At 48.4% G+C, this 14,721-nt stretch carries 13 protein-coding genes; 9 read left to right on the plus strand and 4 right to left on the minus strand.

Going from position 1 to position 14,721, the window contains the following annotated elements; translation table 11 throughout:
- Positions 1-2 precede the first annotated feature (2 nt).
- From KFE96_RS04405 to KFE96_RS04420, 4 genes are read left to right on the plus strand one after another with little or no spacing between them, the layout of a single operon-like run.
- Entirely contained in the window at positions 3-533 is a 531-nt protein-coding gene (locus KFE96_RS04405; protein ID WP_255834790.1) for a hypothetical protein, read from the plus strand.
- Entirely contained in the window at positions 533-2,017 is a 1,485-nt protein-coding gene (locus KFE96_RS04410; RefSeq protein WP_255834791.1) for a hypothetical protein, read from the plus strand. The genes KFE96_RS04405 and KFE96_RS04410 overlap by 1 nt, the downstream gene beginning before the upstream one ends.
- A 31-nt stretch (positions 2,018-2,048) precedes the next feature.
- Positions 2,049-3,494 carry a deoxyribodipyrimidine photo-lyase gene (locus KFE96_RS04415; RefSeq protein ID WP_255834792.1) on the plus strand — a complete coding sequence of 482 codons (1,446 nt, stop codon included), beginning with the start codon at positions 2,049-2,051 and terminating at the stop codon, positions 3,492-3,494.
- A 60-nt stretch (positions 3,495-3,554) separates the two neighbouring features.
- Positions 3,555-5,651 (plus strand): DUF748 domain-containing protein, encoded by a 2,097-nt coding sequence (locus KFE96_RS04420; protein ID WP_255834793.1) that lies wholly within the window; start codon positions 3,555-3,557, stop codon positions 5,649-5,651.
- Here the strand turns inward: KFE96_RS04420 and KFE96_RS04425 are convergent.
- From KFE96_RS04425 to KFE96_RS04435, 3 genes are all read right to left on the minus strand, one after another.
- Positions 5,644-6,735: a CaiB/BaiF CoA-transferase family protein gene (locus tag KFE96_RS04425; RefSeq protein ID WP_255834794.1), complete on the minus strand. Its 1,092-nt coding sequence runs from the start codon at positions 6,733-6,735 to the stop codon at positions 5,644-5,646. The two genes, KFE96_RS04420 and KFE96_RS04425, sit on opposite strands and share 8 nt — an antisense overlap.
- A gap of 129 nt (positions 6,736-6,864) precedes the next feature.
- Complete coding sequence (locus tag KFE96_RS04430; protein ID WP_255834795.1) at positions 6,865-7,635, minus strand: SDR family NAD(P)-dependent oxidoreductase; 771 nt, start codon at positions 7,633-7,635, stop codon at positions 6,865-6,867.
- Positions 7,636-7,818: 183 nt separating this feature from the next.
- On the minus strand, positions 7,819-8,289 hold the full coding sequence (locus KFE96_RS04435; RefSeq protein ID WP_255834796.1) for a DUF1842 domain-containing protein: 471 nt from the start codon (positions 8,287-8,289) through the stop codon (positions 7,819-7,821).
- Between the two features lie 349 nt (positions 8,290-8,638).
- On the opposite strand from KFE96_RS04435, the gene gor reads away from it, so the two are divergent.
- From gor to KFE96_RS04450, 3 genes are all read left to right on the plus strand, one after another.
- Positions 8,639-9,985, plus strand: a complete 1,347-nt coding sequence (gene gor / locus KFE96_RS04440; protein ID WP_255834797.1) for a glutathione-disulfide reductase — start codon at positions 8,639-8,641, stop codon at positions 9,983-9,985.
- Positions 9,986-10,146: 161 nt separating this feature from the next.
- Complete coding sequence (locus KFE96_RS04445) at positions 10,147-11,997, plus strand: 2-oxoacid:acceptor oxidoreductase subunit alpha (RefSeq protein ID WP_255834798.1); 1,851 nt, start codon at positions 10,147-10,149, stop codon at positions 11,995-11,997.
- A gap of 11 nt (positions 11,998-12,008) precedes the next feature.
- Positions 12,009-13,034, plus strand: a complete 1,026-nt coding sequence (locus KFE96_RS04450) for a 2-oxoacid:ferredoxin oxidoreductase subunit beta (RefSeq protein ID WP_255834799.1) — start codon at positions 12,009-12,011, stop codon at positions 13,032-13,034.
- A 3-nt stretch (positions 13,035-13,037) separates the two neighbouring features.
- Here KFE96_RS04450 and KFE96_RS04455 read toward each other — a convergent pair whose 3' ends face one another.
- A complete protein-coding gene (locus KFE96_RS04455; RefSeq protein ID WP_255834800.1) occupies positions 13,038-13,736 on the minus strand; it encodes a YafY family protein in 699 nt (232 codons plus the stop codon).
- A 142-nt stretch (positions 13,737-13,878) separates the two neighbouring features.
- On the opposite strand from KFE96_RS04455, the gene KFE96_RS04460 reads away from it, so the two are divergent.
- Together KFE96_RS04460 and KFE96_RS04465 are read left to right on the plus strand one after the other, a co-directional pair.
- The gene (locus KFE96_RS04460) at positions 13,879-14,319 is read left to right on the plus strand and encodes a class I SAM-dependent methyltransferase (RefSeq protein WP_255834801.1); all 441 of its coding nucleotides are present in this window, start codon (positions 13,879-13,881) and stop codon (positions 14,317-14,319) included.
- Positions 14,320-14,346: 27 nt separating this feature from the next.
- Complete coding sequence (locus tag KFE96_RS04465; RefSeq protein WP_255834802.1) at positions 14,347-14,649, plus strand: hypothetical protein; 303 nt, start codon at positions 14,347-14,349, stop codon at positions 14,647-14,649.
- The last annotated feature ends 72 nt before the right edge of the window (positions 14,650-14,721 follow it).

Raw genomic sequence — 14,721 nt, forward strand, 5'->3', positions numbered from 1 at the left:
CTGTGAAGCTTATACATGTTGTTTTTGCTCTGCTACTTGTCGTGGCAGGGATTACCATTTTCGTCCTTACATCCGAACCGCCATTGAATGCTGCTGGTATTGCCAGTGATAGTATTAAAGGTGTGAGTTTAGGCGGTGATGGTGCCGAGCGCCTCAGCACGATTGGTGACGCGCCACTTTATTTCCAGATTGCCGTTATTCTTCTGGCTGTATGCCTTCTGATGATGGGTGTAAACCCAAAGCGCAGGGATACTCTCTTTAAAGGGCTTATGGCAGGAGCCGGTGCTTTCGCACTGTTTGCCTGGATTATGCTTTACACCAGTTATCAGGATTATCTGGCAACCGGACAAACAGATATTGTTGCAGGTTTCCCAGTGCCGACCAATTGGTTCTTCTGGGGTATTTGGGGCAGCTTTGTTGTTTTTAACATGATTTATGTGGTGTTCTTTAACCGCTACTTCCTTCACCCGGATGATGAAAAAGCATTTCAGGACTTAGTGGCAGAACTTAAAACCGAGAAGGGAGACGCATAATGGAAGCGATGCGTCAGGAAATTATTCTCGGCTGTGTGTTTATCTATCTACTGCTGTGTATTGGTGTTGGCTTGTGGGCAATGCGCCGTACGAAATCTGCTGGTGATTTCTTTGTAGCGGGCCGGGGCCTTGGCCCTGTGGTGATCAGCTTGGCTGTGTTTTCCTCCACCCTTTCCGGCTTTGGTTTTGTTGGTGGGCCCGGCCTTGTTTATGCAACAGGGTTATCATCTGTCTGGATGGCAGTGTGCTCCGCGCTTGGTTTCGCAACGGGCTATTATCTCATTTCCAAGCGTATCAGGATGATCGCAGAGGTGCGGGATACTATGTCTATGCCTGATGTAGTGTTTGCTCGTTACGGAAGCGAAACGGCAAGGCTGCTTACCGCAGCAACAATCATTCTGGGTGTGCTTGGGTATCTGGCGACGCAAATTCTTGCCATGGCACTTGTGCTGCAGAGCATTCTTTCTGCCACTGATATGCTTGCCGATATCAGCCTTCTGGCATGTGTGGTTATCTCATCCGCTGTGCTGATTTTCTACTGCGTAACTGGCGGTATTATCGCGTCTGTTTATACGGACCTGGTGCAAGGTATCGTGATGATTATCTCGGGCGCACTTGTGGTGATTACCGCCTACAGCGTTTTCGGTGGTGGTTTTACGGAAGTAAGCTCCATTCTGCTTGAGAAAGACGGTGAAGATATCATGCCGTTTGGGACACTGGGATCTATGGCATCGCTCAGCTGGTATTTCCTCTTCGGGCTTGGCCTTGCGGGCCAACCTCATGTTGCCAGCAAGATGATGATGAACCGGAAGCTCTCGGATAACCGTGTTGTGCTGCCGATGACCATCTTTGGTTATGTAATCGCAGCTATGCTGTGGGTGAGTGTTGGCGTGGTGATGCGGGCACTTGTGCTTGGTGATGTAGCATTGCCACTTGGCGCACCAGATGAAGCTGCACCTGCTTTCCTTTCCACTTATGCGCACCCGCTTCTGGCAGGTATTGTATTCGCAGGATTGTTTGCGGCGATTATGTCGACAGCAGATAGTTTCCTCAATATCGGTGCTGCGGCAATTATTCATGATATCCCGAAGGCTATTCGCGGAAAATCTCTGAATAACGAGCTTTTCTGGGCCCGTGCATCCACCGTGGGGTTGGCAGTTTTTGCAGCGGCTATCGCGCTATATAGTGGCGATCTGGTGGCGATCCTCGGTGCCTTTGGTTGGGGTACTTTTGCAGCCGCCTTGGTGCCGGTGATATTGATCGGATTAAATTGGAAACAAGCTTCGGCAAAAGCAGCAATAGCTTCTATTTCAATCAGTTTGCTGATCAACTTTGTAATCCAGCTTTATGGTATCAAAGTGCCGTACGGTATCAGTACAGGTTTCCTTGCAATGCTTACGAGTATGATCCTGTTCATTGGTATTTCACTGCTCGAGAAGCCGAAGAAATTACCATATGATATTGATCGGATTATGGATTTATAGCGTAATAAGCCTCAAGTAATTGAGGGCTTTTATGAAACCTGTTCTGGTGTTGATGAATGGTGCGCTGCGCCTTAGTGATCATCCGGCGCTTTATAAAGCGTCGGAAACTGGTGCGCCTGTTATTCCTGTTTATATCTATGATGATGAAAGTCGGGGTGTGCGGCCGCTTGGCGGGGCATCAAAACTTTGGTTGCTGAAGTCACTTGATAGTTTGACCAAGTTTCTCGACCAGCTGGGTAGCAAGCTGATTATTCGCCGAGGTGCCACACTTGAGGTGCTTAGAAACCTTGTCGCTGAAACGGATGTAGGCGGTATTTATATGACTCGCCGTTACAGTCCGTGGGCTAGGGATATCGAAGAAGATATTCACGGTTTTGCTGTGAATAGCCAGATTGAATGCAGGCGTTTTGGAGGTAATCTGCTTGTAGAGCCGGAAGAGCCGAAAACCCTGCAAGGTAAGCCTTATGGCGTGTTCAGCCCTTTCTGGCGAAAGCTTCAGGAAATTCTTGGCGCTGTAATGCCGTTGCCCTTACCTCAAAAATTGGTGCCGCCAGCAGTTTGGCCTGAAAGTGAAAGTTTAAGTGCGGATGATATTATCCCCAAGCCACATCACTGGTTTGCACCAATCGAAGAAGCATGGAAGGTGGGCGAAGCTGGTGCAGCTGCGAAACTGGAGCGTTTTACCGAGGAAGCTGTTCATCATTATGCCAAAGGGCGTGATTTGCCTGGGCGTGATTTCACCTCCCAGCTTTCTCCCTATCTGGCGTTTGGTGAGATAAGTCCACGGCAAATTTGGTATCATTTACAAGAGGTAACCGAAGGCCGCCCTGAATGTGAAAAGGATGCATATTCTTACCTTCGAGAGATCGGCTGGCGGGAATTTAGTTATCACCTCTTATTTCATAATGAAAAAATGCCCAAGGAGCCGTTGAGACAGAATTTCAGGGATTTCCCCTGGTTCAAAGGCGAGGGTGATACGCTTGCGGCGTGGCAAAAAGGTAAAACAGGTTTCCCGATTATTGATGCAGGAATGAGGCAGCTTTGGCAAACGGGTTGGATGCATAATCGCGTACGGATGATTGTTGCGTCTTTCCTTGTGAAAGATCTTCTTTGGCACTGGCATGAAGGGGAAGAATGGTTCTGGGATACGCTCGTGGATGCCGATATCGCGAATAACACCGCTAGTTGGCAGTGGGTAGCTGGATGTGGTGCTGACGCGGCGCCCTTTTTTCGAATTTTTAATCCTGTCACGCAGGGCGAGAAGTTTGATCCAGATGGTACTTACATCCGGAAATATGTGCCAGAGCTCAAGCATATGCCTGACAAATTTATTCACAGACCTTTTGAGGCTCCACTGCTGGTGCTGAAAGAAGCTGGTGTGGAACTTGGCGATACCTACCCTGAACCTATTGTGGATAGGAAAAAGACACGCGTTGATGCACTGGCTGCATACGAAACGGTGAAAGTCGCAAAATAACCTCTGGATTGTCTTCCGCCGATTTAAAGCCTATACCTGAGGAAACATTCAGAGGGTTTTATGCTTAAATTTATCCGCCGTTTTTTACTTGTTCTCTTTGTTCTGACCGGGCTGTTTTTTGCGCTCAGCCCCATTCTCGTACCGTGGGTGGTGGAACGGTCTGCACAAAGTGCCTTTTCCAAATCAGTGACTGGGGAATTAAGCATTGAACGAACATCCTTTAATCCCTTCACGTTGAAGCTGGAAATTGAAGGAACCCGTGTTAATGGCCCCGATGGGGAGCGAGTGGCAGAGTTTGCCAAACTGCGTCTGGATGTTGCCTGGCGTAGCGTGTGGGCAGGGCATGTTGATGTTGAAGAAGTAGCGCTCCTGAGCCCTGATATTTTTGTTGAGCTTACTGCCGATGGTTCCCCGAAAATTCTGCAGATGCTGAAACCTTCTGAGACGATAGAGGCGGCAGAAGAAGAAGCTGGAGAACCGCTCATTGTGCAGATTGCACAAATTGTGATCGAAGGTGGCCAGCTTGAAGTGCAAGATAGCCAGAATAATACCTTAAAAACTGGGGAAATTAACCTTACCGCGAAAGATATTACAACTGAGGCTGGGAAAGCTCTTAACCTTTCTGAACTTCTGGTGCCGCTTGCTGATGGACGTTTGAGTATCACGGGGGAGATTAAGCATTCGCCGCTTGAGCTTGATATACGCATCGAGGCTGAACGTTTGCCCGTGGTGAATATTGCGGCACTTGCTGGAAACCCTGATTTTAAGGTGAAAGATGGATTACTATCTGGCAGCCTCACTTTAAAACGTACAGAGGTATATAGTGCCGTTGGAAATATTGAGCTTGAAAGCTTTGAGGTTGAAACACAAACACCCCTCAAAAAAGCGAGCATTGAAAAACTCACGATCCCTGCTTTTTCTGCTGATACAGAAAACAGCTCGTTGATATTGAGTTCGGGTTTGGAGCTGGTTGGCTTTTCTGTGGAAACGAATACGCCCGTTAAACAGGCAGCTGTTCAAGCGCTTACGGTTGACGATTTTTTGTATGATTTTGCTGCCAGTGAAGTTTCTGTGGGCCCGGTGCGTATTAATAACCCAGAGCTTGTAATCGATCAGAGCCAGAAAACAGAGAATGAGCCTGCGGAAGTAAGTACCGAGAAAGATACGCCGCTCGAGATATCGCTTGCAGAACTTAAAGTGCAAAATGGCGCTGTGACATATGTGGATAGCTCATTACCGGGTGACCATCAGGTCGATGTTACAGAATTAAATGTATCGCTGACAGATGTGAAAGCTGCAGAAGCTATTGAGACAGCGTTTGATGTTTCAGCGGTAGTTGCAGGAGAAAGCCCGTTCACGGCGAAGGGTGCCCTGAAGCAGGCAGAAACGCTGAACTTAGAAGGCAAGTTCGTGCTTGATAAATTAAGCCACCAAGTGGTTAGTCCATATACAGAAACCTTTATTGGTCGCTCCTCTGAAGAGGGTGGTTTGTATATAGATATGGATTACAAAATCACCGAAAACCAACTGAATGGCAAAAATACGCTACTGTTTGATCGTTGGTCTTGGGGCAACACGCTTGATGGTTATGAAGGCGATGCTGTGCCTGTGGATATGGCCTTTGCTCTTCTTCAGGATAGCCGGGGCCGGGTGAATATGAATATCCCTGTGGAAGGGGATTTGAATGATCCCAATATCAAAATTGGTGCTCTTGTCAGGAAGGCAACTGCCAACGTTGTTACCAAACTTGTGAGTTCCCCGTTCAAACTTCTGGGAAGTTTGATACCGGGCGGTAAGAGCGATCTTGATCTTACCAAGGTGAAGTTTGAAGCATCTGTATTTGAAATGGTACCACTTGAAAAAGCAAAGCTAGATGCTTTGGCCGTAGCTCTTAAAGAACGTCCACGCTTGAAGCTGGAGTTAACAGGGGAAGCTTATCAGGCGTCCGATCTGTTGCCGCCAGTGGAAGAAGATGGTGAACCAATCATGCGAGACGAAGCTTCGCTTAAGAAATTGGCGGTGATGCGCGCTGATAGTGTGTATCAGCTGTTGCTTGAGCAGGGCGTGTCAGCAGATCGCCTGATTAAAACAATCCCGAAGGTGGGTTTGTCTAAACGCAAACGGTCTGCCTATGTACGTTTGAAGCTGATTAAATAACTCCAAGTTCCTTTAGGATCGCATCGGTATCAGCGCCTTTTTCCACAGGACCATGACTTACCTCTGGTTCTGTACGAGAAAATTTGGGTGCTGGTGCTGGCTGCATCAAACCATCTATTTCCGTGAAGCTGTTTCTTGCCTGGTTGTGAGGGTGCTTGTGCGCTTCCCAGAACGGGAGGATAGGCGCAAAGCAAGCATCTGACCCTTCAAGAAAATCGCACCATTCTTCCTGCGTTTTGGTTTTAAAGAGTGTGCGCAATTCTTCTTTCAGTTCTGCCCATTTACTGAAGTTCAGGTGGTTTTGCATCCAGCTTTCATCAAGGCCTGTTTTCTCAATAAATTCCTGCATGAATTGAGGTTCCATTGCCCCGAAGCTCACGAACTTGCCGTCTTTCGTCTCAAAAGTGTCATAGAAATGCGCACCACCGTCGAGGAGGTTCACGCCGCGCATAGGCGCCCAGCGCTGGCTTGCCATCAGGCTGTGCATCAGGGTCATCATCAAAGAGGAGCCTTCAACCATGCTTACATCAATCGCCTGACCTTTGCCTGAGTTCTTAGCCTCAAGTATGCCGCACACCATGCCGAAGGCGAGCATCATGGCACCGCCGCCATAATCACCGATCAGGTTCAGTGGTACGGTTGGTGGACCGTCCGCAGGGCCAATGCCGTGAAGAGCGCCAGATAGGGAGATATAGTTGATATCATGCCCAGCAGCATGGGCGAGCGGACCGGTTTGCCCCCAGCCGGTCATGCGGCCATAAACAATCTTCGGGTTGCGCTTCAATACATCATCAGGACCTAGGCCGAGTTTTTCCATCACGCCGGGGCGGAAGCCTTCAAAAACAGCATCTGCTGTTTCGCAGAGTTTGAAGAAAATTTCCTTATCTTCGGCGGACTTTAAGTCTAGGGCGATTGAGCGTTTACCCCGGCGGTTAATGTCAACTGGGAGTTCAACAGGGGAGGCTGCACCTTTACGGTCAACAGCAATAACCTCGGCCCCCATATCTGCCATCATCATGCCAGCAAAAGGCCCCGGGCCAATGCCAACCAGTTCAATTATTCTAACGCCAGAAAGCGGTCCCATATTGTCCTCCCACATCTCATTTATCTGAGATTTAGACTGATTAGTCTATTTTGCAAGTATCCTTTGAAAATAGAAAAAGGCGGCACCATTACAGTGCCACCTTTTTTGTAACTGCGGAAGATCGTTCGCTTATTTTGGAGCCATGCGTGCAGCAGCATCCATGCGAATTGTTTCACCGTTCAGGTATGCGTTTTCAACGATGTGAGCCGCAAGCTTTGCATACTCTGCTGGTTGACCAAGGCGTTTCGGGAACACAACCTGCTCCTTAAGGCTTTCAACAGCTGCTTCTGGAAGGCCATCAAACAGTGGTGTGTGAATAAAGCCCGGTGCAATTGTCATCACACGAATGCCTGAGCGGGCAAGCTCACGTGCAACAGGAAGCGTTAGGCCAACAACGCCGCCCTTGGATGCAGAGTAAGCTGCCTGACCAATCTGGCCTTCGTATGCTGCAACAGATGCTGTGTTGATGATAACGCCGCGTTCGCCATCAGCATTTGGTTCATTCGCCTGCATTGCCTCTGCTGCGTGAGAGAGAACATTGTATGTACCCACGAGGTTTACAGCGATAATTTTCTGGAAGTATGCGAGCGGGTTGCGGTTGCCTTCGCGGTCCAGCACCTTTTGTGGTGTACCGATGCCCGCACAGTTTACAGCAATATCAACGCTGCCAAACTGTTCTTTGGCATATTCTATAGCCGCTGTAACTTCGCTTTCGTCAGCAACATTTGTTTTCTTGTAAGCAACTTTACCGTCATGAGCAGCCACAAGTTCTGCACCTAGATCATCGTTCAGATCGATTACCAACGCGTTAGCGCCTTTTTCTACAAAATACTCAACCGTTGCACGGCCAAGGCCAGATGCACCACCAGTTACAACAGCGGTCTTACCTGCAAAATCCATTTCTCGTCCTCCGTAAGGGTTTGTTGCGGTGCAGCATATGCGCGGCGCACAACTTGATCAAGCCAAACTATTATGAAGTATATGAAAGGAAAATAGATGTGCATTGATGGAAGGCAAAAAGAGAGGAGGCGAGTGGTTGTACGCTTCCTCTCATCGCTGGGAGTTAGGTCTTTGGAAACTTTATTATTCTGCTGCTACCTGGGCTGCTGAAGTCTGCTCGTCGGCAATATGTATTGGCTTTACGCCTGGGTTTACCCATTCGCCATTACGTGCTTGGTACTGGTATGATACTTCACCCTTTTGCCAGTCTGTATCCAGAAGAATTGTCGCTTTGAAATTCTTTGGAATAACAGGCCCAACACCGCCGCCTTTAGGCCAGTCAATCACTGGGTAGCCTTCAAGGTCGATACGAATTTTAGAGCCGGGGCCCATTACCGTTTCATAGATAACAGGGCCAGCAACGTCAGCCGTGCAAACAACAGGCTGAGCAAGAGCCTGCGTTACTTCTGCAAAACCAGAAGCGCGGTCATGTACTGTATCGATGCCGAGGAATAGATGTAAGGTAGGTGCACCCGGCATACCGCCTTCTGCAATTAGAGGGAGGCGGAATAAACCAGCACGTTGCTGGCCTTCAAATGTAGTTGTTTTAGTCATGATTAATCCCAATCGTGTTCCAAGATTTAAAGAAATGTTGGTGATTCAGTTATAATCGGACGAGCATTAAAATACAATTAATGATATAAATAATTCATATTATCGCCTATAAATTGCCACTAAAAAGTGTATTTTAGAAATAAACGCTTTGAATCAAAAACTTAAAAATATAGGAAGGCAACTTAGAATTTTTTGAATTCTTTGGTGTGGTAAATGGTCCTATTCAAAATGTGTGCTTGACGCTGCGATCATAAAATTGTGATCCTGTTATCAGGAATGTAGCCATTGGCAGTCGGAATATCATGTCCATATAGAGGACAATTCGTTTATAAAGCCGGGAGGCAGTTTAGTGACTTTTGATTATGATTTGTTTGTGATTGGTGCAGGTTCTGGTGGTGTGCGGGCCAGCCGTATTGCGTCCAGTTTTGGTGCCAAGGTAGCGGTAGCTGAAGAATACCGTGTTGGCGGTACATGTGTGATCCGCGGTTGTGTGCCGAAAAAACTTCTCGTGTACGCTTCTCATTTTTCTGAAGATTTCCATCTTGCAGAAGGTTTTGGTTGGACAGTTGGTGAAACATCGTTCGATTGGAAGAAACTGATAGAACGTAAAGACGCTGAGATTGACCGTTTGAATGGCCTTTATATCAATACACTGAATGGTGCGGGTGTAGAGATCATTAATGGCCGTGCAACTGTTGAAGATGCAAACACTGTTCGTGTTGGCGATAAAACCTATACCGCCAAGAAAATTCTTGTTGCTGTTGGTGGTTGGCCTTCAATGCCTGATGTACCAGGTATTGAGCATGCGATTTCATCCAATGAAGCGCTGCACCTTGAAGAGCAGCCGAAGCGTATCGTTGTTGTAGGTGGTGGTTATATCGCTGTTGAGTTCGCAGGTATTTTTGCAGGTATGGGCAGTGAAGTGATTCAGCTTTATCGAGGTGATCAAATTCTACGCGGCTTTGATGATGATCTTCGTGAACGCCTCGCCCGTGAAATGACAGGCAAAGGTATTGATCTGCGTCTGGGTACAAACATCACTGAAATTGAAAAAACAGATGATGGTGTACGCCTTACATTGACAGATGGCTCCACGCTTGATGCTGATGCTGTGATGTATGCAACAGGTCGTGTTCCGAAAACAGAAGGCCTTGGCCTTGAAAATGCAGGCGTTGAAATGGAACGTGGTGCAGTGAAGGTTGATGCATACAGCCGTACAAACGTGCCGAGCATTTTCGCAGTAGGTGACGTAACGAACCGTGTGCAGTTAACTCCTGTGGCGATTAAGGAAGGCCATGCTTTTGCGCTGACCGAATTCGGTGGCACTGAACAGGCTGCTGAGCATGATGCTATCCCGTCTGCTGTGTTCTCACAGCCGCCGATTGGCACAGTGGGCCTTTCAGAAGCGCAAGCGCGTGAAAAATATGGTGAGATTGAAGTTTACACATCTGATTTCAAGCCAATGAAACACACGCTTGGTGGTTCTGATGAGCGCGCTTTCACAAAAATGATTGTGGATAAGAAAACGGATGTAGTTGTTGGTGCACACATGATTGGTGCTGATGCCGCTGAAATTATTCAGGGTGTTGGTATTGCGGTGAAAGCTGGGCTTACAAAAGCACAGTTTGATGCAACAGTTGCGGTACACCCATCAAGCGCAGAAGAATTTGTATTGATGCGTAACGCTAAATCCTAAATAGTGAATAGGTTCCCTTTGCCGAGAGTGCGAAGGGAACCATTTTAATATGTAGAGAGTGGTTAACAGTAAGAAGTTTATGGTGAGTATGGTATAGTTGAAATGATCTCAGGATAGCGGTTCCCTTGTATCTACCGTGACGCCTGAAGGAGGACATGGCGATGGCGTTAGAGGTTCAAAGTCTTGAATCTGCGGTGGTTCGATTTGCGGGCGACAGCGGGGATGGAATGCAGCTAACCGGGAGCCAGTTCACTAATTCAACCGCACTCTCAGGAAATGATCTTGCCACTTTCCCGGATTTCCCAGCTGAAATCCGTGCTCCTGTTGGCACCACCTTTGGTGTTTCTGCTTTCCAGATAAATTTTGGTGCAACGTCTATCAAAACAGTGGGCGATCAGCCTGATGTGCTGGTCGCTATGAACCCTGCTGCTTTGAAGGTAAACCTTGGTAACTTGCGCAAGGGTGGGATGCTGGTGCTGGATGAAGGATCATTCACTACAAGAAATCTCCAGAAAGCCGGGTATGCAGATAACCCTGTAGAGGGGGATGCGCTTGATGGCTATCAGGTGATCAAGCTTGATATCTCGAAGATGACCATGGAAGCGGTGAAAGACTTTGGCCTTGGCAATAAGGAAGCTCTCCGCTGTAAGAATATGTGGACATTGGGGCTTATGCTCTGGATGTACACCCGGAAACGCCAGCCAGTGGTTGATTGGCTTGAAAAGAAATTTGCCAAGAAGCCGGAAATCGCGAACGCTAATATTGCGGCTTTGAATGCTGGCCACGCGTATGGCGAAACATCAGAACTATCAGCACACATACACCAGTATGAAGTGGAACCAGTGCATGCTGAACCGGGCATTTACCGGACCGTAACCGGAAGTCAGGCACTTTCCTGGGGGATTGCCGCAGGTGGTGACCTTTCAGGGCTTGAGGTAATGTTCGGCAGTTACCCGATCACGCCTGCATCTCCCATCCTTCACACGCTTTCAGGAATGAAAGAGCTGGGAATTGTAACGTTTCAGGCGGAAGATGAAATTGCCGCTATTTGCGCTGCCCTTGGTGCATCATATGCAGGCGCTTTAGGGGTAACCAGTTCATCAGGGCCAGGTATTGCGCTGAAGACAGAGGCACTTGGCCTTGCCATTTCAACGGAACTTCCGCTGGTGGTGATAAACAGCCAGCGTGGTGGGCCATCAACGGGGCTCCCGACCAAGACAGAACAATCTGATCTCTATCAAGCAATTTATGGCCGGAACGGTGATGCGCCCATGCCTGTAGTGACAACCAGAAGTCCGGGGGACTGTTTCGAAGTAGCTATAGAGGCTTGCAGGTTGGCCGTAAAATATATGACGCCAGTAATGCTGCTAACGGACGGCTTTATCGCCAATGCGGCGGAACCATGGAAGCTGCCTGATCTTGATGCTATTGAGCCGTTTCCGGCTTCTCAGGCAAAAACCCCTGAAGGGGATGAAACCTTCAATCCGTTCCTTCGTGACGAAGAAACACTTGCCCGCAATTGGGGCGTGCCGGGTGTGAAGGGGACGGAGCACCGCATTGGTGGTATTGAGAAAAGTTATGACACTGGCCATATTTCCTATGACCCGGATAATCACCAGAAGATGACAGATACCCGTTTTGCCAAAATAGACGGCATCGCGGGTGATATTCCTGATCAGGTCGTTGATCAGGGTGAAGATAGTGGAACGCTTGCCGTTGTTGGCTGGGGGTCAACATATGGCCCTATCGAAGAAGCAGTGAAACGTGCGCGTGCAGATGGCCTGAGCGTTAGCCATATTCATCTTCGGTATTTGAACCCTTTCCCGAAAAATTTAGAGAGTCTACTGAAAGGGTTTGATAAAATTCTGGTGCCGGAAATGAACAACGGCCAGCTTAAAACCGTGTTGCGGGATAAGTTCTTGCTGGATGCCAAGCCGTTCACACAGATCTCTGGCCTGCCGTTTAAAATCAGCGATTTGCTCGGCGCAATCCGTGCAGAAATCGCAAGTTAAGGGGGCGAACGATGAATGAAATGACAACCCCGCAAGAGAAACTCACCATCAAGGATTTTACCAGCGATCAGGAAGTGCGATGGTGCCCGGGCTGTGGTGATTACGCTATCCTGAAGTGTATGCAGCGCACACTGCCAGAGCTGGGAGCAACCAGAGAGAATACTGTGTTTGTCTCTGGTATCGGGTGTTCGAGCCGCTTTCCCTATTATATGGATACATACGGCTTCCATACCATCCACGGCAGAGCCCCTGCAATTGCAACAGGCGTTAAGCTCGCAAAACCTGAACTGGATGTGTGGGTTATTACTGGGGATGGGGATGGTTTATCTATTGGCGGGAACCATCTGATGCATGCTATCCGCCGCGATGTGGATTTAAATATCCTGTTGTTCAATAACCAGATTTATGGCCTCACCAAAGGGCAATATTCACCAACCTCGGTGGTAGGAACAAAAACACCTTCAACCCCGCAAGGCTCTGTTGATCCAACGTTGAATCCAATTGCTTTTGCACTCGGTTCCGGTGCGCGGTTTGTGGCCCGTACTGTGGATACGGCGCAGAAACATATGCCTGATGTATTTAAGCGTGCGCATGCTTTCAAGGGTGCTTCGTTTGTGGAAATTCTCCAGAACTGTATCGTTTATAATGACGCTATTTGGGAGGAGATTACCAACAAGAAAACGGCACCTGATCATCAACTGTTGTTGGAGCATGGCATGCCCATGATCTTTGGTGCTGAGCGCAACAAGGGAATTATCTTCAATGCCAAGAGCTTTGCGCTGGAGGTGGTAACTATTGGAGAAAATGGTATCACCGAAGGAGATATTCTGGTCCATGACGAAACCAGCCTGCAAATGGCCCGCATGCTTGGTGATTTAGGTGAAAACCCCAGCGAACCAGCCCCGATGGGGGTGATTTATGCTGCGGAAGCTGATCAGAGTTATGTAGATGCCGTGCGCGGCCAGATGGTTTCTGAGAAAGGCAAGCGCAGCTTGAAGGATATTATTCACGGCGGCCAAACATGGGTTGTGGAATAAAGCCTAATCCCGCAGTTTTTCTTTATGCTGATACATGCGCAACCAGTTCTTTAAGCTGGTTTCAGGGGTATCCTTGAACGGCTCGCCTGTTTTCTCCGCAGTTTTCATACGGTCGAGCCGGAAATGGCGGTAATCATTTCTTAGTTCGCACCATGCGAGTAACAGCCATGTTGGTCCCCAGAATGTAAGCGCTAGCGGGCGCACTGTGCGCTCTGATGCATTGCCGGATTCGTCTTCGTATTCAAGGCGCAATATATCTTTAGCTCTGATCGCTTTTCGAAGTTCAGAGAAATCAATGGTCCACGGAATTTTAATGCGACTTGGCGGGGCATACATCGCCGTGCCTGAGAATATCTCTCTGTCGCGTTCAGGAAGTACAGATTTCAGTTTGTTCACCAAACTGCGGGCGGATTTTGCCATGGTTTCATCAGACCAGCTGCTTACCATTTCCGCCCCCAACATAAGGGCCTCAAGCTCGCTAACATCAAGCTGCATAGGCGGCAGGCAGTAGCTTTTATCAAGCAGATATCCAACGCCTGCTTCACCTGAAATAGGAACGCCTGTCAGGATCAGGTCCTGTACATCCCGGTAAACGGTGCGGATACTTACATCAAACTCTTCCGCAATATCTTGCGCGGTTACAGCAACCCTGCGGCCCTGCATGAAATTTACTATCTGAAATAATCTGTCTGAACGTCTCATGAGTTTGCTTTTAAAACACTATTACTGTCAATTTTTGTCAGTATAGCTTGTGCCGTAAATAATTCAGTAGATTTCACTGTGGACTTCCAGTGGCCCAAACGGCACTTTGGTTGCGATCAAACAGAGAGCATATGAGGCACCAATGGCAGCGAAGAAACATTCGGCGCTTTATCGCCATATTGAAAGTTTGCATGGAGCAAGTGCGTGGGGTCGTATGCTTGATGCTGGTACTGGTGTTAATTCCCTTAGCTGGGTTTCAAGCCTGAAAACTGAAAGTTGGACTGCTGTTACGGGTTCCTCGCAGGAAGCCGGTTGGGTGCGTGATACGCTTAAAGCCAGCATCCGCTCACAAGACAATATCATCGAAGGTAACTGGGCTGATCCTCAGCTTCTCAAAGGCGAAGTTTATGATATCGTTCTGGCAGATTATCTCTTGGGTGCTATTGAGGGGTTTGCGCCGTATTTCCAATCGTATCTGTTTTCCCGTCTGCGACCCCATGTAGGGGGAAGGCTATATGTTACGGGGCTTGAACCCTATGTGCCCACTGTGAAGCCGGAAACTGAAGCTGGTCGTCTGCTATGAGAAATTGGTAGGTACCGAGACGCATGTGTGTTGCTGTCTGGTCAGCGGCCTTACAGAGAATACCCTGCGCAGTGGGTAGTTGATAGTTTGCAGCGGTCAGGTTTCGTTGTTCGTTCAGTAAAACATTTCTCCATTGGTTTTAGGAAGCGCTTTGTGAATGCACAGATTGATCTGGTAATGCCCGGGCTTGAAACACTTGAAGATAGACAACTAGCAGATACTCTCAAAGCTCGTGGGGAAGCATTACGCCGTGAGGCGTTCGACATGATCACCTCTGAAGGAGCGCTGCGTCACTGCCGGAATTATGTGGTCGTTGCCGAACCGGCATAAGGCGCTGACCCAATTCACGATAATGGGAGGGAGCGGTTGTTTGCCTGCTCATCCCTTGCCGGGTTTCCCTTA

Origin of the sequence: Kordiimonas sp. SCSIO 12603, assembly GCF_024398035.1 — a bacterium.
Taxonomy (GTDB): Bacteria; Pseudomonadota; Alphaproteobacteria; order Sphingomonadales; family Kordiimonadaceae; genus Kordiimonas.

Excerpts from the sequence above, each read along its gene's own strand:
- KFE96_RS04455 (WP_255834800.1), bottom strand. The coding sequence starts at position 13,736 with ATGAGACGTTCAGACAGATTATTTCAGATAGTAAATTTCATGCAGGGC.
- KFE96_RS04410 (WP_255834791.1), top strand. The coding sequence starts at position 533 with ATGGAAGCGATGCGTCAGGAAATTATTCTCGGCTGTGTGTTTATCTAT.
- KFE96_RS04430 (WP_255834795.1), bottom strand. The coding sequence starts at position 7,635 with ATGGATTTTGCAGGTAAGACCGCTGTTGTAACTGGTGGTGCATCTGGC.
- KFE96_RS04445 (WP_255834798.1), top strand. The coding sequence starts at position 10,147 with ATGGCGTTAGAGGTTCAAAGTCTTGAATCTGCGGTGGTTCGATTTGCG.
- KFE96_RS04415 (WP_255834792.1), top strand. The coding sequence starts at position 2,049 with ATGAAACCTGTTCTGGTGTTGATGAATGGTGCGCTGCGCCTTAGTGAT.
- KFE96_RS04435 (WP_255834796.1), bottom strand. The coding sequence starts at position 8,289 with ATGACTAAAACAACTACATTTGAAGGCCAGCAACGTGCTGGTTTATTC.
- KFE96_RS04450 (WP_255834799.1), top strand. The coding sequence starts at position 12,009 with ATGAATGAAATGACAACCCCGCAAGAGAAACTCACCATCAAGGATTTT.
- KFE96_RS04460 (WP_255834801.1), top strand. The coding sequence starts at position 13,879 with ATGGCAGCGAAGAAACATTCGGCGCTTTATCGCCATATTGAAAGTTTG.
- KFE96_RS04420 (WP_255834793.1), top strand. The coding sequence starts at position 3,555 with ATGCTTAAATTTATCCGCCGTTTTTTACTTGTTCTCTTTGTTCTGACC.
- KFE96_RS04425 (WP_255834794.1), bottom strand. The coding sequence starts at position 6,735 with ATGGGACCGCTTTCTGGCGTTAGAATAATTGAACTGGTTGGCATTGGC.